Origin of the sequence: Tardiphaga robiniae, from assembly GCF_001618955.1 — a bacterium.
GTDB classification, from domain to species: Bacteria; Pseudomonadota; Alphaproteobacteria; order Rhizobiales; family Xanthobacteraceae; genus Tardiphaga; species Tardiphaga robiniae_A.
In genome coordinates, this window is the sequence record NZ_LVYV01000001.1 from 1,046,421 (window position 1) to 1,067,854 (window position 21,434).

Annotated in this window: 20 protein-coding genes; 9 read left to right on the forward strand and 11 right to left on the reverse strand. The window is 60.2% G+C overall.

Annotated features, from left to right (window positions below; genetic code table 11):
* The first annotated feature begins 181 nt into the window (after positions 1-181).
* Together A4A58_RS04890 and A4A58_RS04895 are read left to right on the forward strand one after the other, a co-directional pair.
* A complete protein-coding gene (locus tag A4A58_RS04890) occupies positions 182-1,036 on the forward strand; it encodes an outer membrane lipoprotein carrier protein LolA (protein WP_244499664.1) in 855 nt (284 codons plus the stop codon).
* A 66-nt stretch (positions 1,037-1,102) separates the two neighbouring features.
* Positions 1,103-1,918, forward strand: a complete 816-nt coding sequence (locus A4A58_RS04895; protein WP_068730212.1) for an exodeoxyribonuclease III — start codon at positions 1,103-1,105, stop codon at positions 1,916-1,918.
* A 6-nt stretch (positions 1,919-1,924) separates the two neighbouring features.
* Here A4A58_RS04895 and A4A58_RS04900 read toward each other — a convergent pair whose 3' ends face one another.
* Both A4A58_RS04900 and A4A58_RS04905 read right to left on the reverse strand, forming a co-directional pair.
* Positions 1,925-2,374 carry a cyclic nucleotide-binding domain-containing protein gene (locus tag A4A58_RS04900; protein ID WP_068730213.1) on the reverse strand — a complete coding sequence of 150 codons (450 nt, stop codon included), beginning with the start codon at positions 2,372-2,374 and terminating at the stop codon, positions 1,925-1,927.
* 72 nt (positions 2,375-2,446) lie between these two features.
* Positions 2,447-3,133 carry a response regulator transcription factor gene (locus A4A58_RS04905; protein WP_068730214.1) on the reverse strand — a complete coding sequence of 229 codons (687 nt, stop codon included), beginning with the start codon at positions 3,131-3,133 and terminating at the stop codon, positions 2,447-2,449.
* Positions 3,134-3,382: 249 nt separating this feature from the next.
* Here A4A58_RS04905 and A4A58_RS04910 point away from each other — a divergent pair, with 249 nt between their 5' ends.
* The gene (locus tag A4A58_RS04910; protein ID WP_433993603.1) at positions 3,383-3,892 is read left to right on the forward strand and encodes a L,D-transpeptidase family protein; all 510 of its coding nucleotides are present in this window, start codon (positions 3,383-3,385) and stop codon (positions 3,890-3,892) included.
* Between the two features lie 9 nt (positions 3,893-3,901).
* Here A4A58_RS04910 and A4A58_RS04915 read toward each other — a convergent pair whose 3' ends face one another.
* The gene (locus A4A58_RS04915) at positions 3,902-4,630 is read right to left on the reverse strand and encodes a YggS family pyridoxal phosphate-dependent enzyme (protein ID WP_081421708.1); all 729 of its coding nucleotides are present in this window, start codon (positions 4,628-4,630) and stop codon (positions 3,902-3,904) included.
* Positions 4,631-4,705: 75 nt separating this feature from the next.
* Between A4A58_RS04915 and A4A58_RS04920 the strand changes: the two genes are divergently transcribed.
* Positions 4,706-6,403 (forward strand): diguanylate cyclase domain-containing protein, encoded by a 1,698-nt coding sequence (locus tag A4A58_RS04920; RefSeq protein WP_068730216.1) that lies wholly within the window; start codon positions 4,706-4,708, stop codon positions 6,401-6,403.
* Positions 6,404-6,406: 3 nt separating this feature from the next.
* Here the strand turns inward: A4A58_RS04920 and A4A58_RS04925 are convergent, their stop codons facing one another.
* Entirely contained in the window at positions 6,407-7,774 is a 1,368-nt protein-coding gene (locus A4A58_RS04925) for a hypothetical protein (RefSeq protein WP_068730217.1), read from the reverse strand.
* A complete protein-coding gene (locus A4A58_RS04930) occupies positions 7,771-8,400 on the reverse strand; it encodes a hypothetical protein (protein WP_139069780.1) in 630 nt (209 codons plus the stop codon). Before A4A58_RS04930 ends, A4A58_RS04925 begins: the two co-directional genes overlap by 4 nt.
* Positions 8,401-8,627: 227 nt before the next feature.
* Here A4A58_RS04930 and leuS point away from each other — a divergent pair, with 227 nt between their 5' ends.
* From leuS to holA, 3 genes are read left to right on the forward strand one after another with little or no spacing between them, the layout of a single operon-like run.
* Positions 8,628-11,306 carry a leucine--tRNA ligase gene (gene leuS, locus A4A58_RS04935; protein ID WP_068730219.1) on the forward strand — a complete coding sequence of 893 codons (2,679 nt, stop codon included), beginning with the start codon at positions 8,628-8,630 and terminating at the stop codon, positions 11,304-11,306.
* A complete protein-coding gene (locus tag A4A58_RS04940; protein ID WP_068730220.1) occupies positions 11,293-11,844 on the forward strand; it encodes an LPS assembly lipoprotein LptE in 552 nt (183 codons plus the stop codon). Before leuS ends, A4A58_RS04940 begins: the two co-directional genes overlap by 14 nt.
* Positions 11,845-11,853: 9 nt before the next feature.
* Positions 11,854-12,882, forward strand: a complete 1,029-nt coding sequence (gene holA, locus A4A58_RS04945; RefSeq protein ID WP_068730221.1) for a DNA polymerase III subunit delta — start codon at positions 11,854-11,856, stop codon at positions 12,880-12,882.
* Here the strand turns inward: holA and A4A58_RS04950 are convergent.
* The 3 genes from A4A58_RS04950 to rsmG form a co-directional block, all read right to left on the reverse strand.
* Entirely contained in the window at positions 12,879-13,769 is an 891-nt protein-coding gene (locus A4A58_RS04950) for a ParB/RepB/Spo0J family partition protein (RefSeq protein WP_068730222.1), read from the reverse strand. The two genes, holA and A4A58_RS04950, sit on opposite strands and share 4 nt — an antisense overlap.
* 148 nt (positions 13,770-13,917) lie before the next feature.
* Positions 13,918-14,772, reverse strand: coding sequence for a ParA family protein (locus tag A4A58_RS04955; RefSeq protein WP_068730223.1), 855 nt, complete (start codon positions 14,770-14,772; stop codon positions 13,918-13,920).
* The gene (gene rsmG / locus A4A58_RS04960; protein WP_068730224.1) at positions 14,759-15,469 is read right to left on the reverse strand and encodes a 16S rRNA (guanine(527)-N(7))-methyltransferase RsmG; all 711 of its coding nucleotides are present in this window, start codon (positions 15,467-15,469) and stop codon (positions 14,759-14,761) included. Before rsmG ends, A4A58_RS04955 begins: the two co-directional genes overlap by 14 nt.
* A gap of 102 nt (positions 15,470-15,571) precedes the next feature.
* On the opposite strand from rsmG, the gene A4A58_RS04965 reads away from it, so the two are divergent.
* On the forward strand, positions 15,572-15,970 hold the full coding sequence (locus A4A58_RS04965) for a DUF4269 domain-containing protein (protein ID WP_068730225.1): 399 nt from the start codon (positions 15,572-15,574) through the stop codon (positions 15,968-15,970).
* A 118-nt stretch (positions 15,971-16,088) separates the two neighbouring features.
* Positions 16,089-16,277 (forward strand): hypothetical protein, encoded by a 189-nt coding sequence (locus tag A4A58_RS04970; protein ID WP_068730473.1) that lies wholly within the window; start codon positions 16,089-16,091, stop codon positions 16,275-16,277.
* A 2-nt stretch (positions 16,278-16,279) separates the two neighbouring features.
* On the opposite strand, the gene mnmG is transcribed toward A4A58_RS04970, so the two are convergent.
* The 3 genes from mnmG to rho all read right to left on the reverse strand — a co-directional run bounded on the left by mnmG (position 16,280) and on the right by rho (position 21,409).
* Positions 16,280-18,181 carry a tRNA uridine-5-carboxymethylaminomethyl(34) synthesis enzyme MnmG gene (gene mnmG / locus A4A58_RS04975; protein WP_068730226.1) on the reverse strand — a complete coding sequence of 634 codons (1,902 nt, stop codon included), beginning with the start codon at positions 18,179-18,181 and terminating at the stop codon, positions 16,280-16,282.
* A 318-nt stretch (positions 18,182-18,499) separates the two neighbouring features.
* A complete protein-coding gene (gene mnmE / locus A4A58_RS04980; RefSeq protein WP_068730227.1) occupies positions 18,500-19,834 on the reverse strand; it encodes a tRNA uridine-5-carboxymethylaminomethyl(34) synthesis GTPase MnmE in 1,335 nt (444 codons plus the stop codon).
* Between the two features lie 309 nt (positions 19,835-20,143).
* Complete coding sequence (gene rho / locus A4A58_RS04985) at positions 20,144-21,409, reverse strand: transcription termination factor Rho (RefSeq protein ID WP_068730228.1); 1,266 nt, start codon at positions 21,407-21,409, stop codon at positions 20,144-20,146.
* Between the last annotated feature and the right edge of the window lie 25 nt (positions 21,410-21,434).

Sequence of the window (21,434 nt, forward strand, 5' to 3'; positions counted from 1 at the left end):
GCCGATGGACAATCCCGCTTTCGAGTCGCGAAATCGCCACAGCTCCGGGTTAGCGCCTGCGCTGGTGGCGCCAGCCGCGACGGGGGCGCAAGAGACCGCCGGCCGGACCGCAAAACCGGTACCCATTCTGACGCAAAGCGCGGTAAAATGCGCCGAACCCGCCGAGCAGGACGACGCCTTGATGAGACGCCCGACCCATCACGCCGCAGACCGGTCTTTCCTGCGCATCGGCGCAGCCGGCCTCGTCGCGACGTTTGTCGCCGCCATTGTGGCGCCCTCGGCCTATGCCCAGACAATCCCCTTGCCGCGACCTGCACCGCAGGCGCGCAGCAATGGCAGTTTCCAGATGTCGGCCTCCGAGCCCCAGGCCGTTCGGCCGCCAGTCGCAATCGCACCCAAGACATCGGCGACGACATCCACGCCGCCGAATCCGATCATTCCGGATCCGCGCCGCAACGTTCCCGCCAGCATTTTCATGAGCTTCGACGCCAATCAGAAGGCGCAGGCGAGCAAAGTCAGCAGCTATCTGTCATCGCTCAGCAATCTGAGCGGTAACTTTGTTCAGGTGGGCCCGGACGGCAGCCGCACCACCGGTGATTTCTTCATCCAGAAGCCCGGCAAGGTCCGTTTCGAATATGATGCGCCGACGACCATCGCCATGGTGTCCGACGGACAGTCGCTCGCCATCCGCGACTCCAAGCTGGCGACCCAGGACATCTACCCGCTGTCGCAGACACCGTTGCGCTATCTGCTGTCCGATCGCATCGACCTGATGAAGGACACCAATGTGGTCGCCGTCAGTGCTGACGACCTCTATACGTCGGTGACCATCGAGGAAAAGAACGCACTGGTCGGCACCTCGCGCCTGATGCTGATGGTCGGCACCAAAGATGGCCAGCTCAAACAATGGACCGTCACGGACCCGCAGGGCTATGACACCACGGTCGCGATCTACAATCTCGATACCGCGAAAAAGCCCGACCCGGGGCTGTTCAAGATCGACTTCACCAAGTATCCCACCAGCGGCGCGAATTAGTTTTCGCTGCAGGTGATGCCCTCATGATGAGCAGGCGCGCTTGCGCCGTCTCACCATCGGATTTCCATGCGTTTTTCCCTGACCACCTGGAATATCAATTCGGTGCGATTGCGCATCGACCTTGTCGCCAAGTTTCTTGAAGAGATGCAGCCGGATGTGCTGTGTCTGCAGGAAACCAAGTGCCCAGACGATGCCTTTCCGCTCAAGCGCTTCAAACAGCTCGGCTATGACCATGTCGTGCTGAACGGGCAGAAGGGCTATCACGGCGTCGCCATCGTCTCGAAACTTCCGTTCGAGAGCAGCGACATCCGCGTGTTCTGCAACAATCTGGACTCACGCCACATCTCGGTATCGTTCGGCGAAAAGGCCGGCATGGCCGTGCCGCTGATCGTGCATGATTTCTATGTGCCTGCCGGCGGTGACGTCCCGGATCCGGACGTGAACGCGAAGTTCGCGCACAAGCTCTCGTTCCTCGACGAGATGAAGACCTGCGAGCCACTGCACCCGCGCGGCGATGCGCGTCATATCCTGGTCGGCGATCTCAACGTGGCGCCGCATGAAAATGACGTGTGGTCGCACAAGCAGATGCTGAAGATCGTGTCGCATACGCCAATCGAGTGCGAAAAGCTGCTCGCTGTGCAGAGCGAGGGCAACTGGATCGACGTCGCACGCGAACGCATTCCACTGTCGGAAAAGATCTACACGTGGTGGAGCTACCGCGCCGCCGACTGGGCGGCGTCGAATCGCGGCCGCCGCCTCGATCACATCTGGGTGTCGTCTGCGCTGAAAGATTCGATCCGCGACTTCACCGTCACGTCAGATGCACGCGGCTGGGAGCGGCCATCGGACCACGTACCGGTCACGACGGTGCTGGAGCTTTGATATCAGTTACTGGCTGAGCTTGGCGCCGATCAGCGTCACGTCGCTGGCGAGCTGGCTGACGCGGGTCGCCATGTCGTCACGCAGACGGCGCGCGGCCGCAGGATCGCTGTCGAGCACGCGCTGAAACAGGCTGCGTGTGATCCGGATCGTGCTGGAATATTCCGTGGCGACCGCCGTCGAGGGCCGCTGCATCGCCACCAGTAATGCAAGTTCGCCCATCAATGTACCGGGGCCTGCAATTACTTCATGATCGCTGCCGTTGTCGAGGCTGATGCGGAATGCGCCGTTCTGGACGACATAGCCGCAATCGGCATCGTCGCCCTGTCGAAACAACACCGACCCCCGCGAGAATTCCTGCTGCTCGGAGCCGATCGCGATCACGCGCAAAGCGGCGATACCCAACAAGCGCAATGTCGGGACGCGCTCAAGCAGGGCTACATCATCATCGATCGACATGCAGAACCGTGTGATCGGGACGCGCGAAGGAGGATACCGAACAGCTAATGGCGAATCGGCTCCCGAATCGTATCACGGCACCAACTTGTAGCCACCGGCTTCCGTCACCAGAATTTCAGGATTGGCGGCGTCCTTCTCGATCTTCTGACGCAACCGATAGATATGCGTTTCCAACGTGTGTGTGGTGACGCCGGAATTGTAGCCCCAGACTTCCTGCAGCAGCGTTTCGCGCGACACCGGCAACTGGCCGGCGCGATACAGGAAGCGCAGGATCGCGGTTTCCTTCTCGGTCAGGCGAACCTTCTTGGCATTGGCGCCGGTGAGCATCTTGGAGCCGGGCCGGAAACTATAGGGACCGACGGTGAAGACGGCATCTTCGCTGGCTTCGTGCTGACGGAGCTGGGCGCGAATACGCGCCAGCAGCACCGCAAAGCGGAACGGCTTGGCGACGTAATCATTGGCGCCGGATTCAAGACCGAGAATGGTGTCGGAATCGGTGTCATGGCCGGTTAGCATGATGATCGGCGCCTTGAAGCCACCCTTGCGCAGGCTGCGCACGACTTCGCGACCGTCCGTGTCGGGCAGGCCAACATCCATCAGCACCAGATCGGGGGAATTGGCCTTGGCTGCAGTGGCGCCCTTGGCGCCGGTGTCGACGGCGGAGGCCTCGAACTCTTCATGCAGCGACAGCTGCTCGACCAGCGCCTCGCGCAAATCAGTATCGTCATCCACGATCAAGATCTTGCGGGCATTGGGCATTGCGACAATCCTTTGAACGGCTGCGGCGGAGCGTTGTTCGCCGCGCTGAAACAGTGGGCCAGAAATCGTGACAGGCTTCGCCGTTACCGCATATTCTAGCGCAAAATCAGCGACATTCCCGGCGAATGTACTGCTGCAGCGCGAAATAGAACATTTGCGGTAAATAGCAAGGCGGAGTTCGCGATTCGGATGGGAAGTCTCGTTATTTCAGACACTTATCGAACAAGCTTACGTGATCGGCCGCTAACTATGGTTCACATTCGTGCGTCAGCCGGAGACAGACTCCGTGGATGGCTGACGACCGATCACGCAACCATACCCGTCGCGCTCGGCCGCGGCGGAATCAAGGCGAACAAACGCGAAGGCGATGGCGGAACGCCGCGTGGGACGTTTCGCCCCATCCGGCTGTGGTGGCGAGCCGACCGTAATCCACGTCCGCGTAGCTTTTTGCCGATCCGCCCCATCACGCCGATGGATGGCTGGTGCGAAAATCCGTCGGACCGGCATTACAATCGGCCGGTCCGACTCGATCGTGGAAATGACGGCGACCGACTGGCGCGTGCGGATCACCTCTACGATTTCATCATCGAGATCGACCAGAACACCCGACCACGGATCGCCGGGCGGGGAAGCGCAGTGTTCCTGCATCTGGCCCGCCCGAAATTCGCGCCGACCGCGGGCTGTGTGGCGATGACCAAGCCGGCGATGCTGCGGCTGCTGGCCCGGATCGGACCGAAGACGAAGATCGTTATCGGCTAGGCCGATGGCCTAGCGACGTCCGAAGATCGCCGAGCCGACGCGCACATGAGTGGCACCGAACTGGATGGCGATGGCGAAGTCAGCGCTCATTCCCATGGATAATTGCGTGAGCCCGTTGCGTGCAGCGATCTTGGCGGTGAGCGCGAAATGCGGGGCCGGCGCATCGTCAACCGGCGGAATGCACATTAGTCCGGAAATCGTCAGCCCGTAGGTATCGCGGCAACGGGCGATGAAATCATCGGCCTCGCCCGGCGCGATACCGGCCTTTTGCGGCTCCTCACCGGTGTTGAGCTGTACGAACAGCTGCGGCGTCCGCTGCTGCGCCTTCATCTCCTTGCTTAACGCTTCGCAAATGCTCGGGCGATCGACCGAGTGGATTGCATCGAACAAGGCGACCGCTTCCTTGGCCTTGTTGGACTGCAAAGGCCCGATCAGATGCAACGCAATCGCGGGTTGAGTGGCGATCAGCGGAGGCCATTTGGATTTTGCCTCCTGGACGCGATTTTCGCCGAATACACGCTGACCGGACTGGATCACGGGTGCAATTACGTCAGCCTCGAAGGTCTTCGACACCGCGATCAATGTCACAGAACTGCGATCCCGCCGTGCTTCGTTGCACGCGCGGAAGATATCGTACTCGACCGATGCGAGTCCGTCAGTTGGTAAAGAAGGCGTTACGCCCGACGACTCTTGCACGGATTTATTTTCAACCAAGGCGCGAACTTTCTTGAGATCCATTGCAGTTTAACGAATCCGGGAAAGGCTTTTTGAAGGCTTTGGAGTACCTATGTCCGCGGGGCTTAGGGATCGAAGATGTCACGCATCGGTATTAACCGCAATAAAGCGAGGCTCAGGGGAGCTCTCGGTATTCGCGCTCGACTGGTCCTGTTGGCCCTCATTCTGGTCGGGCCATTAATGGCGGAGCGAATTCGATCACTCGATGCGACGCGTACCCACCAGATCGCAATGGCCGCGCGTGATTTCGCTGGCGTCGCCCAGCACAGCGCCGATGCGCAGCGCGAGGTATTCGCCTCGATCGAGGCCGTGCTGAAATCATCCGCCTACATCTATACGTCGGCCGCTCAGGTCAATCGCAGCTGCGCCATCATGCGGGCAAGCCTCCGCGGCGACATGCCGTGGCTGCGCAGCCTGACGGTGGCCGGTGCGGACGGTATTGCCAGATGCTCAACCTGGCCGGAAGTCATCGAGCAGAGATTCGATTTCAGCGATCGCCCCTATTTCAAGAAGGCCGTCGAGACAGGCGAATTCGTCGTCAGCGACTACCTCTTCAGTCGTCTCACGAATCAGCCGACGGTGATGGCTGCCTATCTCGCACCGGGCCTGACCAAGGACGACGATGCCGTGGTTCTGGCGGCGGTGAATCTCGACTGGATGTCGAAGATCATGGGCAATCTCGGCGACCGGCCCGGCGTCACGACACTGCTGGTCGATCATGCGGGCACCGTGCTTGCAGCGCCCCCGACCGACGCCAGCGCGATTGGTCGCCCAATGGAAGACCTCGCTTTACTGCCAATGATCGAAACGCATTTGCGTAATACGGACAAGCAGACTGGTTCGCTGTCATTCAGCGCCAGCGATGGTTCGCAGCGTGCCGTATCATTCGCGACGATCCCGGGCACTGGCGCACAACTGATCGTCAGCGTCGATGAAGCCCGGGTCTCGGCCGTTGCCAATCACGAGATCCGTACGGCCTATCTGCAGCTCGCTTTCGTCTGCCTGTTCGTTCTGCTTGGCGCGCTGGTGGTTGCAGAGCGACTGATCATCAAACCGATCCAGATGATGGAGACCATGGCGAAGAGGTTTGGCCGCGGTGACTGGTCGGCGCGCGTTGCGCGCAACACGCTGCCGGCCGAGTTCGTGCCCCTGGCGCGTGCATTTTACGGCATGGCAGCGCAACTACGTGGCCGCGAACGTGAATTGCGCGCCAGCAACGAACAGCTCACCGTGCTCGCCTCAATCGATATGCTGTCTGGCCTGGCCAATCGGCGCGGCTTCCAGAGTCGCCTCGATTTCGAATGGCTGAAGGCCCAGCAGTCCGGCGACCATCTGACGCTGCTGATGATCGACGTCGATCACTTCAAACTCTTCAACGACACCTATGGCCATCCCGAGGGCGATGCTTGCCTGGCACGCGTCGGCGAAGCTCTCTCCAGCCTGGCCGATCGCTGCTCGGGCTTTGCCGGGCGCTATGGCGGCGAGGAATTCTGCCTGCTGCTGCCGGGCACCGAGGTCGCCCGCGGCATCCAGATCGGCGAAATGGTCCGCGCGGCAATCTGGAACCTGTCAGTCTCCCACGCCACCAGCGCACATCAGCGGGTCACGGTCAGTGTAGGCGTGGCCTCGGCAACGCCAGCGGCGCTGGAGACGGCAAACGATTTGATCGAGGCAGCCGATGCCTCGCTCTACGCCGCCAAACGGCGTGGCCGCAACACCGTGGTAGAGCACGGCTTCGTCCGGGCATATGGCACGGCCGTGTCGCTGGCGGGGTGAGCGTTAGAATTTGGCGGAGAGACCCGTGGTCCACATCTGAACGCGTTCGGCTGTGTCTACGTTCCGTCCCTTGCTGTATGCGAGCGTGAACGCAAAATTACTTGTGCTATCAAAATAGAATGACAGGTCGGTTTCGAACAGATCAAGTTGCCTGAGGCTACCCGAGAATCCGTAAAGCAAGGTTTCCGTGACGTTGAGAACGAAGTGCCCGTATGATTGCGGTGAGGCATAAGAAAAGCCGAATCTCGTACCGCCACGATGGTACGACTGATTTGCGAGAGCTTGAACTGGATCGATCCCGACGTTTGTATACTCGCCGATGTAATCTCGGACGTCGAAGAGGGGCGTCAGCCATCCGGCGTTGCCCAAGTGACCAATTCTAATATCGGTATTAAGCCGCAATTGCCCCTGTATGTAGGGCGTGTAGATGAAATTCAAATTCGCAATCTCACTCTTGTCTTTGGTGTTCCAAATATATTGCGGCTTTGCTGAAAGCGTGTTGTCGACACCGCTGGCGACACCCTTCAGAATTCCTTCGATGTTCAGCAGAGCTCCTGCCGCCACCGTGTTGCTGTCGGAATAGACTGAGGGCTTTCCGGCTGCTTTTGTAATTGTTTGGGTAGCCGAAATAAAAGGAACGATTTCTCCGTCAAAATAACGAAAGCTGTCAGGACGCGGGATCTGAATCGGATAGCCAATCGCAGCCTGCATACGCGCGACGTTCGTCCTGGCCACACCGTCTTGCGTATAAGTTATCGTCGCTGGCTTTACCCTCGGAAACACACTCTTCACTTCTGGTCTTTGATCGTTCCTGTCGATCCCAAGGTCATCCGAGTTCGCGCGCAAACGAACAGGCAAGGCAATTTTGTAGGGCTTTTCAGCGACGGGGTAGTCCGGGCCCACACACTTGATCACCGTGTTGTCCGAGGCGCTGAGATATTTAAGACCAATGGTCGAATTGGGCATGGAGTAGTATCGGCCGTTGACCGAGGTTTCCATCGCATCGGCAAATCCCTCACGCAGATTCCGCAGCGTTTTCTTTGCGGCCGTGTCGTCAATCACGGGCTTCCCGTTAACCGGCTTTTCAGTGATCGATGGTCCTTCGCATCCAGGATCCCCTACGCAAAACTGCTTATCAAGAAATATCCGCCGCCATTGAGGCTTGAATTCAGCCGGTCTCGTCGCGCCGTCATCCGCATTGATAAAGAGATTCTTCGCGTCAGGGCTTTGAATGATCATGGCCTTCGCCAGTTTAGCTTTGCTTACGACGCCACCCTCACAGATTTCGGACGGAGCCGGAAAATTGAAAGCCGCAGCAATGCCGGGTGTTGCGAGCACTACAAAAAGCCCTCCAAGCAGGCTCCGCTTCATTTGGTTGCCCCCTTAACTGGGCCTGCGGCGTCTCTGATTTCTTGCTTGGCTTCCGAAACAGTCGTGTCGCTGTGTACTGTTTGCCCCAGGCTGGTCGCGTCGAACGTATAGCCGAACTTCTCAAGACACTCGGCAACGCCGGCCAAGAATAGAGCCACATGGACATGAAGGTCGCCCAGCGTCTTGTCATTGCCACCGCCGTCATCATTCCATTCCGGCTCGACGCTTTGCAGATAATCATTCACGCAGCGCGTAACTGCCTGAGCGAGCGTGGGCCTTAGAGCGACTGCGGCTGGTGCTGCTGAAGCAGCATTCGGCAGATTAATCAAAACAGGTGATTTCTCGAGGAATTTACCCGGAGCAACTGAGGGCTTCGCCGGTCGAGGCGCCCGAGTAGTCTCGGCTTTCGGCCTCGATGCCGCCTTTTTCGCCACAGTCTTCTGTGTCTTTGCAGTCGGTCGCTTCGCTTTCACCGACTTTTTGACGGTGGTCTTGCTAGATGTCCTGGCTCCAGCTTTGGCGCCTCGCACGGTCTTCTTCGCTTTGCGCTTGACCGTTTTGGCCTTTGCGACTTTTTTCTTTTTTGCCTTTGTTACCTTGCGTGCCTTTTTCACTGTCTTCGCCACCACACCCTCCTCCCGGCTCAAAGAACAACCTTAGGGCGAGATACGCGTTGGAATATCCGCTATTTAACGTTTCGTTAGGAATCTCGGCGTGAGTCACAGAATTGCCACAGTTGGGGCACTCGCCGTGCATGTCGAGTCGACCGAAACAGCTTTAGCCGGTTGACCGGAATCCTGCTTCATGGCCTAGTCCCCGGCCTCATAAGCCTCGGAACAGACTGCCTAATCCCATGAGCAACGAACGTTACAACGCCCGCGAGACCGAACCGCGCTGGCAGCGCGTCTGGGACGACAAGGCGATCTTCGCCACCAAGAACGACGATCCGCGCGAGAAGTATTACGTGCTCGAGATGTTCCCGTATCCGTCGGGGCGCATCCATATGGGCCATGTCCGCAACTATACGATGGGCGACGTGGTTGCGCGCTTCCAGCGCGCGCAAGGCAAGAACGTGCTGCATCCGATGGGCTGGGATGCCTTCGGCCTGCCCGCCGAAAACGCCGCCATCGAGCGCAAGGTCGCCCCGAAGGCCTGGACCTATGAGAACATCGCATCGATGAAGAAGCAGCTGCAGACCATGGGTCTGTCGCTGGACTGGTCGCGCGAATTCGCAACCTGCGACCCCACCTACTACAAGCATCAGCAGAAGATGTTTCTCGATTTCATGCGGGCAGGTTTGGCCGAGCGCAAGAAGTCCAAAGTGAATTGGGATCCGGTCGATCATACCGTGCTGGCCAATGAGCAGGTGATCGACGGCCGCGGCTGGCGCTCCGGCGCGCTGGTCGAGCAGCGCGAGCTGACCCAGTGGTTCTTCAAGATCAGCAAATATTCCGACGAGCTGCTCAGCGCACTGGATACGCTGGACCGCTGGCCCGACAAGGTGCGCCTGATGCAGCGCAACTGGATCGGCAAGTCGGAAGGCCTGCATTTCCAGTTTGGACTGATCGGCGCGCCCGCCGGCTTCGACAAGCTGCCCGTCTTCACGACCCGCGCGGACACGATGTATGGCCCGACCTTCTCGGCGATCTCGCCGGACCATCCGCTAGCGAAAGCGCTGGCCGAGAGGGATCCGAAGGTTGCCGCCTTCATCGAGGAATGCCACCGCATGGGCACCTCGCAAGCTGAGATCGACACCGCCGAGAAGCTCGGCTTCGACACCGGCATCAAGGTCACGCATCCTGCCGACGCGTCCTGGACGCTGCCGCTGTACATCGCGAACTTCGTACTGATGGATTACGGCACCGGTGCCATCATCGGCTGCCCGGCGCACGACCAGCGCGATCTCGACTTTGCCCGCAAGTACGACCTGCCCGTGCTCGACGTATTCGTGCCGGTCGGCAGCGACGAGCGGGTCGGCGATGTCGCCTTCGTGCCGGCCAAGACCGACACCGTGCAGTATATCCGCTGGGTCGGCGAGCCCGGCGTGATGACCTGCGAAGAAGCCATGAAGCGGTCGCTCGAAATCTTCGAGAAGGACGGCTGGGGCAAGCGCGAAATCAATTTCCGCCTGCGCGACTGGGGTATCTCACGGCAGCGCTATTGGGGTTGCCCGATCCCCATCATCCACTGCCCGACTTGCGATATCGTGCCGGTGCCGGACAAGGACCTGCCGGTCGTGCTGCCGGAGGACGTCTCCTTCGACAAGCCGGGCAATGCGCTGGACCATCACCCGACCTGGAAGCACGTGAAGTGCCCGAATTGCGGCGCGGATGCGCGGCGCGAAACCGATACCATGGACACGTTCGTGGACTCGTCCTGGTACTTCACGCGCTTCACCGATCCGTGGAACACGACCGAGCCGACAACAACGTCTGTCGCCAATCGCATGATGCCGGTGGATCAGTACATTGGCGGCGTCGAGCACGCGATCCTGCATCTGCTCTACAGCCGCTTCTTCACCCGCGCGATGAAGGCGACCGGGCACGTCAATTTCGACGAACCGTTCGCCGGCATGTTCACGCAGGGCATGGTGGTTCACGAGACCTACAAGAAGCAGGACGGCAGCTTTGTGTCACCAGCCGAAGTATTAATTGAGACCGTCAAGGCAGACTTGGTCGAAGTGTCGATTCCTAGTTTGTCAAAGTCGATCATGGCCGAGAATCAGGTCGATACTTCGCCTCGAAGGGCTACTTTGATCGCGAGCGGCGAAGACATCACCATCGGCGCGATCGAAAAGATGTCGAAGTCGAAGCGCAACACGGTCGATCCCGACGACATCATAGGCACCTACGGCGCCGATACCGCCCGCTGGTTCATGTTGTCGGATTCGCCGCCGGACCGCGACGTGATCTGGAGCGAGGAAGGCGTCAAGGGCGCCTCGCGTTTCGTGCAGCGCCTGTGGCGGCAGATCAACGAATCGGCCGCCCACGGCAAGTCGGCGCCGGCAGCCCGGCCGGCTGAATTCGGCCCTGATGCGCTGGCGATCCGCAAGGCCGCTCATGGCGCGCTCAGCAAGGTCTCGACCGAGATCGAAAAGTTGCATTTCAATGTCTGCCTCGCCCATATCCGCGAATTTTCCAATGTGCTGGGCGAAGCTTTGGCGCGTCCGGGAACCCCCGCCCCGGATGTCTGCTGGGCGCTGCACGAGGCCTCGGTCATCCTTGTTCAACTGTTTGCGCCGATGATGCCGCACCTGGCCGAGGAATGCTGGGGCGTGCTGGGGCAATCGGGCATGATCTCGGAAGCCCGTTGGCCGCAAATCGAGCCCAATCTGCTAGTTGAAGACACCATGACCCTGCCGGTACAGGTCAATGGTAAGAAACGTGGAGAAGTCACAGTGGCCCGGGAAGCGACGAACCCGGAAATTGAGGCTGCCGCTCTGGCACTCGATGCTGTAAAACAAGCGCTGGACGGCAAGCCCGTCAAGAAGGTCATCGTCGTCGCCCAGAGGATCGTGAATGTTGTCGGCTAAATCCCGCATTGCCGCCCGGCTCATGGTCGTCGCCACCTTGGCGGCGCTGACGGCCGGCTGCTTCCAGCCGATGTATGCCGAGCGTGGCGACGGCAAACCCGGCCTGCGCGAGAAGCTGCAGGGCGTCGAAGTTCCGCCATTGGAATATCCCAATGCATCGCCGCAGGCCCGCGTCGGCGTGAACATCCGCAATGCGCTGATGTTCAAGATGTATGGCAGCGCCACCGGTCTGCCGCCGACCTATCAGCTGAAGATCCGCTTCAATCCGAGCCGGACCTCGCTGATCGTCGATCCGAATACCGCGCTGCCGACCAGCGAAAACTACGGCATCGATGCGACCTATGGTCTGATCGAGATCGCCACCGGCAAGCAGGTCCTGACCGGCAGCACCTTCTCCCGCGTCACTTATGACATCCCCGGCCAGCTGCAGCGCTTCGCTCGCGCGCGCGCCTATCGGGACGCCGAAGACCGTGCGGCCGGTGAGATCGCCGACAACATCAATACCCGTCTGGCGTCGTTCTTCTACGCCGGCACCTAAGCACCTCGCGTGGTCGCGCTCCGCGGAAAAGACATCGACACGTTTCTGGCGCGGCCGGATGCCGGCCGGCCGATCATTCTGCTCTACGGAGCTGACGCTGGACTCGTCCGCGAACGCGCCGATGCGCTGATGAAATCTGCGGTCGACGATCCCAATGATCCATTTTCGCTGGTTCGCATGGACGGCGATGATTTAGCCGCCGAGCCGTCTCGTCTCGTCGAAGAAGCCATGACGGTTCCCCTGTTCGGCGGGCGGCGGGCGATCCGCGTGCGCGCAGGTTTGAAGAATTTTTCCAGCGGCGTCGATACGCTCGCCGACTCCGACATCAAGGACTGCCGCATCGTGATCGAGGCTGGTGAGCTTCGGCCGGAATCGCCACTGCGGAAAGTCTGCGAGAAGGCCAGGACCGCGGTGGCGATCGCCTGCTATCCGGACACCGAGCGCGACCTTGCAAAGCTCATCGACGAAGAACTCCGCGTCTCCAATCTCCGCATGGCGGCCGACGCACGCGCCACACTGATGTCGCTGCTTGGCGGCGATCGGCAGGCGTCGCGTAATGAACTCCGCAAGCTGACGCTCTATGCGCATGGTACCGGCGAAGTCACGCTCGACGATGTGATGGCCGTCGTTGCCGACGCGTCCGAACTGAAGATCGATCCGATTGTCGACGGCGCCTTTGCCGGAAATCCGACGGCCGTCGAAGTCGAGTTCAACAAGGCGATGATCGCCGGGACTTACCCCGGCATGATCATGATGGCCGCGCAGCGTCAGGCCGCACTGCTGCACAAGGCGAGCCTGCTGGTCGAGGCTGGTAGTTCGGCATCGGCAGCCGTGGAAAGCGGATTTCCGCGGCTGCATTTTTCCCGCAAGGGAACGGTGGAAGCAGCGCTGCGAAATTTCTCGGCGCAGCGGCTGGTCAACATCATCGACCAGCTTGCCGTCGCTGCTCTCGACGTGCGCAAGCAAAACGCCCTCGGCGCGGTGATCGCACAGAGGGCGTTGATGTCGATTGCCGTGAATGCAAGGCGACGCGGTTAGCTCTCCGAATCCAGCCGCTTCAGAATTTCGTCGAGCTGATCGAGATCACGATACTTGATGATCACGGTGCCGCCGGGATCACGGTGATCCACCGACACTTTCAGCCCGAGCACGTCGCTAACCCGTTTCTCCAGCGCGATCGTATCGGCATCCTTCGCCGCCTTGGGAGACGAGGTGCGTGGCTTCTGCGGCGCACGCTCCGGCACGCCCTCTTCATGCGCGAGTGCTTCGGTCTGACGAACGTTCAGCCCCTCGGCGATGATCCGCTTCGCGGCGCTCGATGCGTCCGGCAGGTTGATCAGCGCGCGGGCATGACCGTTGGACAACTGACCGGAAGCGATCAGGCCCTGCACGTCCTCCGGCAGCTTGGTGAGGCGCATCATGTTGGCAACATGGCTGCGACTCTTGCCGACGATTTTCGCGATCTCGTCCTGGCTGTGTTTGTAGGTCTCGGCGAGCGCATGATAGCCTTGCGCCTCTTCCATCGCATTGAGATCTTCGCGTTGGACGTTCTCAATGATCGCGATTTCCATCGCGGCCGAATCCGTCACGTCGAGCGGCACGATCGGCACTTCATGCAGACCGGCGATCTGCGACGCGCGCCAGCGGCGTTCGCCGGCGATGATCTCGAAGCGATCGTTGCTACCCTTCACCGGCCGCACCACGATCGGCTGAATCACGCCATGCTGCTTGATCGACGCCGCGAGTTCGCTGAGCTCCGCATCCGCAAAGGCCCGCCGCGGATTGCGCGGATTGGCCTTGAGAAATTCGATAGGCACTTTGCGCTGGTTGCGCGAAGGACGCTCGACATGCGCGGCTTCGCCACCGACATCGCCGATCAGACTTGCAAGACCGCGGCCCAGCCGCGAACGCGCTTCATCAGCCATCGCCAATCCCTTCGAACTCATCGCGCCACTCCGTACTCAAACTTGAAATTCGGTTACAGGCTGGGCAAAGGCGCACTTGCGCCGTGCCTGCCATTATCGTTTGCCATCCGCTGTTGTGGGCACACTGTGCTTTGCCCACCCTACTTGCTCAGTGAGCGGTGCGCAGGTCGCGCTCGCGCTGGATCACTTCGGTCGCGAGCCGCAGATAGGCTTCGGAGCCCGAGCACTTCAGGTCATAGACCAGCACCGGCTTGCCGTAGGACGGCGCTTCCGAAATGCGGACGTTGCGCGGAATCATCGTCTCATAGACCTTGCTGCCCATGAATTCGCGTACGTCGGCGACGACCTGATTTGACAGGTTGTTGCGCGAGTCGAACATGGTCAGCACGATGCCATGGATCGACAGGTTCGGGTTCAGCGTCGAGCGCACCTGCTCCACGGTCTGCAGCAATTGCGACAGACCTTCGAGCGCGAAGAACTCACACTGCAGCGGAACGAGAATCGCATCCGACGCGGCCATGGCATTGACGGTGAGAAGGTTGAGCGATGGCGGGCAATCGATCAGCACGTAAGTATAGTCGGAGCCCGGCGAGACATTGTTGTTCAACTCGCCGATCGCATCGCGCAGCCGGAAGGCGCGGTCGCGGGCCGAACCGAGTTCAAGCTCGAGGCCCGACAGATCCATGGTTGAGGCGGCTATGTGCAGACGCGGCACGGCGGTGACGACGACGGCATCGCGCAGCGGCGCTTCGCCGATCAACACGTCATAGGTCGAGCAGTTGCGATTGCGGCGATCGATGCCAAGACCGGTCGACGCATTGCCCTGCGGATCGAGATCGACGATCAACACGCGCTCGCCGATCGCGGCAAGTGCGGTGCCGAGATTAATCGCAGTCGTCGTCTTGCCGACGCCGCCCTTCTGGTTGGCCAGGGCCAGGATGCGCGGATGGCCAGGCACCGTATTTGACGTATGCTCTTGATATTGCTGATCAATTACGGTCATTGGTGTGGCCATTTTGGTTTGCGGACGGGGTCAATCGCTCGATCCGGTCGAGTTCGACGATCCAGCCTTGTCCGCCGGTCAGGCTGGCATGCAGGCGCGGGCTTATATTCCAATATCTAGTAGCTTCGGTCAATTCCGATTCTACATCTTGACCCTTGAGAAATAAGGCTTTTGTGCCCGGCTTCATCAGGGGCTCGGCGAAACCGATGACGATATGTAACGAGGCAACGGCACGCGCGGTGATGCAATCGACATGCTCGGGAAATCTATCCACATTATCCCCGATGTCAGCCAGATGAATTGTGCCTGGGGCTTGCGTCACTCGCAGCGCTTCGCGCAGGAATGCCGCCTTCTTGGCGTTACGCTCGACGAGATGAACACGTCCGCCTGCGACATCACCCATGGCACAGGCCAGAACCACGCCGGGGAAACCTCCACCACTGCCGAAGTCGAGCCAGGTCTTCGCTGAAGGCGCGAGGTTCAGAAGCTGCAGCGAATCCGAGATGTGACGCGTCCAGAGATTTGGAAGCGTGGCCGGCGAAATCAGATTTGTCTTGGCCTGCCACTGGAGCAGGAGATCCACATAGCGATCGAGCCTGCCCTCCGTTTCACGTGAAACAGGTGTCAGCCGCAGGGCCGCAGCCTTGTCGGCATCGAGCCGGGGTGCGGGAGCAGCTTGCTGGGATCGTTGGGCCATTGGATTGTCTGAAAAGCTGTTGGGACCCATCCATACTCTGAGTCCATTGCTGCCGCTATCAAATTGCCGGATTGAGGCGACGAATCCGGGCGGGGATTGCCGATGAATGAGCGACCGACCTATCAGGAGGCCCTTCGACGCATCGGCCTGCTCGGCATCCTTGAACCGTTTGACCCGCATGTGGTCGGCACGCTGCCGCTCGACGTCGCCCGATCCAACAGTGACATCGATATCGTCTGTTGCGCCGCCAATCTATCCGCGGCTGCCGGGCTGATCTGGAAGCACTTCGGCGAAACCGAGAGCTTCGCCATCTATCAATGGTCGGCCAAAGGCCGACCGGTGATCGCGACATTTGAAGCGTATGGATGGCCGTTCGAGATCTTCGTCAGCTCGACTCCCGTACAGGATCAACCCGGCTGGCGGCACTTCGAGGTCGAGAAGCGACTGCTGATCCTTATGCTGTCCTGTACAACTTGTTCGGCGCCTCTGATGACCAGCTGAATGCAGCTGAGAGCGCAGGGGTTTGCAATCTAGAGGATTCAGGACAGTGAGTTGACCAGGATCAATGCGAGCGGGACGAGTCCGGCCTCCAATAAATCATCGTTGGAGGCAGATGACCATGAATGTGATCGTACGGCTTTTCCTGATGCTGGCAGCACCTATCACTGCGCTATTCGTCTCGCGTGATGCACTCAATTTCGATGTGGTCCAGACAATCGTCGCCGTGATCCTCTTTACGGTGGCCGTCGCAGCTGTTGCCTTTTGGCCCCGCCGTCCAACGAAGCCATCTTCAACAGAGCCGCGTTGATTTCAGCTTCCTGTTTCACGTGAAACAACCAGGTAGGCCCGGGCAGCCTTCGGCTTCCGCGCTTCGCGGCGAAGATAGGCCGCGAGAATGGCCAGCGCCGCCGGGGTCATACCATCCAGACGTCCCGCCTGCCCCACGGTATGTGGAAGCGCTGCCTTGAGCTTTGCCCGGGCCTCATTGGACAGTCCGGGGACCGCATCATAGTCGACATCCACCAGCGAGAGACCCTCGTCACGGCGGAAGGCCTCGACGTCAGCGGTCTGACGCTTCAGATAGACATCATATTTGGCATCGATCTCGATATGAGTGCCGATCGCTGGGTCAATGGCCGACAATTCCGGCCAGATCCGGGTCACCGTGGCCCATTCGGTCTCTGGATAGGACAGGAGGTCGAAAGCAGTGCGACGCTGACCGTCGTGATTAAGCACCAGACCATGCTTCACCGCCCCGTTAGGAGTGATCGAAAGCGCCTGCGTGAGCGTCTTGCCGACGGCGAGGGCTTCCATCTTGGCGCCATGGCGGACCGAACGAGCGCTGCCGACACATCCCAAGCTGATACCCTTGTCGGTCAGGCGCTGATCGGCGTTGTCGGCACGCAGTGTGAGCCGGTATTCCGCCCGTGAGGTGAACATCCGATAGGGCTCGGTAATCCCGCGGGTGACCAGATCGTCGATCATCACGCCGAGATAGCCGTCAGCTCGGTCGAACACGGTCAACTGGCTACCGCTCGCTGCCAAAGCGGCATTCAGACCGGCGACGAGACCCTGGGCGGCGGCTTCTTCGTATCCTGTGGTGCCATTGATCTGCCCGGCCAGAAACAGGCCCGCGATGCGCTTGGTCTGCAGGGTCGGATCGAGTTCGCGGGGATCGATATGGTCATATTCGATCGCATAGCCCGGGCGGACCATTCGGACCCGCTCCAGACCGGGGATCGAGGCCAGGATCGCCACCTGAACCTCCTCGGGCAGTGAGGTCGAGATGCCGTTGGGATAGACCGTGGAGTCATCGAGGCCTTCCGGCTCCAGGAAGATCTGGTGGCCATCGCGATCGCCAAAGCGGACGATTTTGTCCTCGATAGACGGGCAATAACGGGGACCTGAACTCTTGATCTGACCGGAATACATCGGCGAACGATGCACATTGGCCCGGATCACCTCATGGGTCGCCGGTGTGGTGCGCGTAATGCCGCACTGGATCTGCGGATTGGTGATCCGATCGGTCATGACCGAAAACGGCTCCGGCGGATCGTCGGCAGACTGCATCTCGACCCCGGCCCAGTCGATGGTGGTCCCATCGAGCCGCGGTGGCGTGCCGGTCTTGAGCCGTCCGAGGGTGAAGCCGACACCCTCGAAGGCCTTGGACAGGCCGAGTGCGGGAGCTTCATCGATCCGGCCGGCGGGCCAGTTCTTCTCGCCGAGATGGATCAACCCGCGCAGAAAGGTGCCAGTAGTGATGACCACTGATCCGGCAGAGAGTTCGCGGCCATCGGCAAGACGGATGCCGATGACCCGGCCATTTGACATCAGCAGGTCGTCGGCCTCGCCCTCGATCACGCTCAGATTCTCGGTCGCCACGATCGCCGCCTGCATCGCTGCAGCATAAAGCTTGCGGTCCGCCTGGGTGCGCGGGCCACGAACGGCCGGGCCCTTCTTTCGGTTGAGCATGCGGAACTGGATGCCGCCGGCATCGGCCACGCGGCCCATCAACCCGTCCAGCGCATCGACCTCGCGGACCAGATGGCCCTTGCCGAGACCGCCGATGGCAGGATTGCAGGACATCGCGCCAATGGTCGCGAACTCGTGCGTCACCAATGCAGTCCGCGCGCCCATGCGCGCAGCACCAGCTGCGGCCTCGCAGCCGGCATGACCTCCCCCGATTACGATAACGTCAAACTTGTCCTGCATGGCCGCAGCTTTTAGCGCGGGTGCAGCCGGGATTGAAGAGAAATCCACAGGCATTGTTTCACGTGAAACAATGGATGCCCTCTGAAGAGGATCTGAGAGGCAGGATTGTTTCACGTGAAACACAATCTGCTTTAGCCGTCATTGCGTGGCGCACGCCTGCAACGAATAGCCTGGTCTTTTGCGAGTCAGTCACCCGCACTTGTGATCTTCTGGATTGCTTCGCCCCGGCCGCACTGACGACCGAAATTTCTCCGCATTTGCCATTCCGCACAAAAAATGATTTTATATTCATTATATTAAATAATGAATGAAGAAATATTACTTACCTATACAAAAGTCCCGAAAGATGCTATCGAGGATATCTTCCACATCCACCCGCCCGAGCAAGCGCCCTAATTGCTGCGCTGCAGCACGCATATCCTCGGCAACGAATTCTTCGCCTTGCTCAGCCGACGCTGCAGCATGCTGCAGCAAATCCGACGTGCTGCGCAGCAAAAGACGCTGCCGCTCCCGGGTAATCAGCCCGGCCTCGCCGCTCCCGAAGTATCGACCGGCAAAATCGACAAGCAGGGCCAACAGTTGTGCGAGGCCATCGCCGCGCTCTGCAGAGATGGCGATCAACAGGTCTGGCCCGGCCGAGGCAGTCTGGACCAGATCGACCTTGTTCCGGATCACCCAGACCGGTGTTTCAGATTCCGTCAGCCATTGTTCTGGATTGGACGCCTCTGCGCTGGAGTCGACCAGCCACAGGACCAGATCCGCTTCGGCCGCCCGAGCCCGCGCCCGGCGTACGCCCTCTTCCTCCACCGGATCTGCCGTCTCGCGAATGCCGGCCGTGTCGATGATCGTCACCGGATAACCGTCAAGATCGAGCTGCACCTCGATGACGTCCCGGGTGGTGCCGGCATGCGGTGATACAATTGCCACATCGCGCCGCGCCAACTGGTTCATCAACGTCGATTTCCCGACATTGGGCTGGCCGGCGATGGCCACCACCAGACCGTCGCGCAACCGCTCGCTTCGACCCTGTGCCGCCAGCGCGTCCTCGATTTCCCGATGCAACGCCGATGCTTTCGCCAAAGCCGGCGCCAATAATTCGGCGGATACGTCGCCTTCGTCAGAAAAATCGATGCCGACTTCGACCAGGGCCAGCGCCTCGATGATCTGCTGTCGCCAATTCCGAGCCCTATCGCCAAGCAGTCCCTTGAGCTGCCGCAGCGCCTGGCGCCGCTGCCGGTCGGTATCGGCATGGATCAGATCATCAAGGCCTTCCGCCTCGGTCAGATCGAGCTTTCCGTTCTCGAACGCGCGACGGGTGAATTCGCCCGGCTCCGCCAGCCGCAAACCATCGATCGCCGCCAGCGCTCCAAACAAGGAAGCCAGTACAGCGCGTCCGCCATGGATATGAAATTCGGCGACATCTTCCCCTGTCGCGCTCGCCGGCCCCGGAAACCACAGCACCACCGCATCGTCGATCGGGCCGAGCTTCTCGTCAAACAGCAGAACATGGGTCGCCAACCGCGGCGCCGGTAGTTTCTTCGCCAAACACTCCAAGACCTGTCCCGCCAGTGGACCCGACACGCGGACGATGGCGATCGCCGTCGGCGGACGGCCGGAGGACAATGCGTAGATCGTCTGGTCGCGTGGATGCATCGCCTATTTGCCGATGCGGATGACATGACGCAACGGGATTCTGAAGCTGACCATCCGTCCCCCGCTGCCATTCCGGGGCGAGCGCAGCGCCAGCTGCGAGCGAACCTTAGCCACTCCAATTGGGGTGGCTAAGAATCCCGGGATGTTCAAAACAGATCGAGATTCCGGGTCTGCACTGCAGTCGGCTATGCCGACTTACGTGCATCCCGGAATGACAGTGAGTGGTGAACGACCGAAACAAAAAAACGCCGCTGCTTTCGCAACGGCGTTCTTGCAGTCCTGAAGCTGTTCGCTCGAACAGCCCGAACTTTACGTATTCATCGAATCGAAGAATTCCGAGTTGTTCTTGGTGTTGCGCAGCTTGTCGAGCAGGAAGTCGATGGCGTCCATGGTGCCCATCGGATTGAGGATGCGGCGCAGCACGTACATCTTCTTGAGCAGTTGCGGATCGGTGATGAGCTCTTCCTTGCGCGTGCCCGAACGGGAGATGTCGATCGCCGGGAAGGTCCGCTTGTCCGAGACCTTGCGGTCCAGAATGAGTTCCGAGTTACCGGTGCCCTTGAATTCTTCGAAGATGACTTCGTCCATGCGCGAGCCGGTATCGACCAGCGCGGTGGCGATGATGGTCAGCGAACCACCTTCTTCCACGTTACGGGCCGCACCGAAGAAACGCTTCGGACGCTGCAGCGCATTGGCATCAACGCCACCGGTCAGCACCTTGCCGGACGACGGGACCACCGTGTTGTAGGCACGGCCGAGACGGGTGATCGAATCCAGCAGGATGACCACGTCGCGACCGTGTTCGACCAGACGCTTGGCCTTCTCGATGACCATTTCAGCGACCTGGACGTGACGCACAGCCGGTTCGTCGAAGGTCGACGAGACGACTTCGCCCTTCACCGAACGCTGCATGTCGGTGACTTCTTCCGGACGTTCGTCGATCAAAAGAACGATCAGATAGCATTCCGGATGATTCGCCGTGATCGAATGCGCGATGTTCTGCATCAGCACGGTCTTACCCGTACGCGGCGGCGCGACGATCAGTGCGCGCTGGCCCTTGCCGATCGGCGCGACGATGTCGATGACACGCGCGGAGAGATCGCGGCGGGTCGAATCTTCCAGCTCGAGGCGGAAGCGCTGATCCGGGAATAGCGGGGTGAGGTTGTCGAAATTGACCTTGTGCTTCGACTTCTCGGGATCCTCGAAGTTGAGCGTATTGACCTTCAGCAGCGCAAAATAGCGTTCGCCTTCCTTCGGGCTGCGAATGTGGCCTTCGACGGTGTCGCCGGTGCGCAAGCCGAAGCGGCGGATCTGCGACGGCGAGACGTAGATGTCGTCCGGGCCCGGCAGGTAGTTCGCATCGGGCGACCGCAAGAAGCCGAAGCCGTCGGAGAGAACCTCGACGACGCCTTCGCCGATGATGTCGGTTTCCTTGATCGCCAGCTGCTTCAAGCTTGCGAACATCAGCTCCTGCTTGCGCATGGTGCTGGCATTTTCGACCCCGAGCTCTTCCGCAAACGAGACAAGCTCGGCTGGCGTCTTGGCCTTGAGGTCCTGGAGTTTCATTTCCCGCATTGGGAGGTGTCCTGTGGAAAGTCGG

Coding starts and splice junctions, on each gene's coding strand:
- A4A58_RS04920 (WP_068730216.1), top strand. CDS start 4,706: ATGTCACGCATCGGTATTAACCGCAATAAAGCGAGGCTCAGGGGAGCT.
- A4A58_RS04895 (WP_068730212.1), top strand. CDS start 1,103: ATGCGTTTTTCCCTGACCACCTGGAATATCAATTCGGTGCGATTGCGC.
- A4A58_RS04925 (WP_068730217.1), bottom strand. CDS start 7,774: ATGAAGCGGAGCCTGCTTGGAGGGCTTTTTGTAGTGCTCGCAACACCC.
- leuS (WP_068730219.1), top strand. CDS start 8,628: ATGAGCAACGAACGTTACAACGCCCGCGAGACCGAACCGCGCTGGCAG.
- mnmG (WP_068730226.1), bottom strand. CDS start 18,181: ATGCAGGACAAGTTTGACGTTATCGTAATCGGGGGAGGTCATGCCGGC.
- A4A58_RS04890 (WP_244499664.1), top strand. CDS start 182: ATGAGACGCCCGACCCATCACGCCGCAGACCGGTCTTTCCTGCGCATC.
- A4A58_RS04910 (WP_433993603.1), top strand. CDS start 3,383: ATGGTTCACATTCGTGCGTCAGCCGGAGACAGACTCCGTGGATGGCTG.
- A4A58_RS04905 (WP_068730214.1), bottom strand. CDS start 3,133: ATGCCCAATGCCCGCAAGATCTTGATCGTGGATGACGATACTGATTTG.
- A4A58_RS04970 (WP_068730473.1), top strand. CDS start 16,089: ATGAATGTGATCGTACGGCTTTTCCTGATGCTGGCAGCACCTATCACT.
- A4A58_RS04955 (WP_068730223.1), bottom strand. CDS start 14,772: ATGACCGTAATTGATCAGCAATATCAAGAGCATACGTCAAATACGGTG.
- A4A58_RS04915 (WP_081421708.1), bottom strand. CDS start 4,630: ATGGATCTCAAGAAAGTTCGCGCCTTGGTTGAAAATAAATCCGTGCAA.
- A4A58_RS04900 (WP_068730213.1), bottom strand. CDS start 2,374: ATGTCGATCGATGATGATGTAGCCCTGCTTGAGCGCGTCCCGACATTG.
- mnmE (WP_068730227.1), bottom strand. CDS start 19,834: ATGCATCCACGCGACCAGACGATCTACGCATTGTCCTCCGGCCGTCCG.
- A4A58_RS04950 (WP_068730222.1), bottom strand. CDS start 13,769: ATGGCTGATGAAGCGCGTTCGCGGCTGGGCCGCGGTCTTGCAAGTCTG.
- rho (WP_068730228.1), bottom strand. CDS start 21,409: ATGCGGGAAATGAAACTCCAGGACCTCAAGGCCAAGACGCCAGCCGAG.
- A4A58_RS04965 (WP_068730225.1), top strand. CDS start 15,572: ATGAATGAGCGACCGACCTATCAGGAGGCCCTTCGACGCATCGGCCTG.
- rsmG (WP_068730224.1), bottom strand. CDS start 15,469: ATGGCCCAACGATCCCAGCAAGCTGCTCCCGCACCCCGGCTCGATGCC.
- A4A58_RS04940 (WP_068730220.1), top strand. CDS start 11,293: ATGTTGTCGGCTAAATCCCGCATTGCCGCCCGGCTCATGGTCGTCGCC.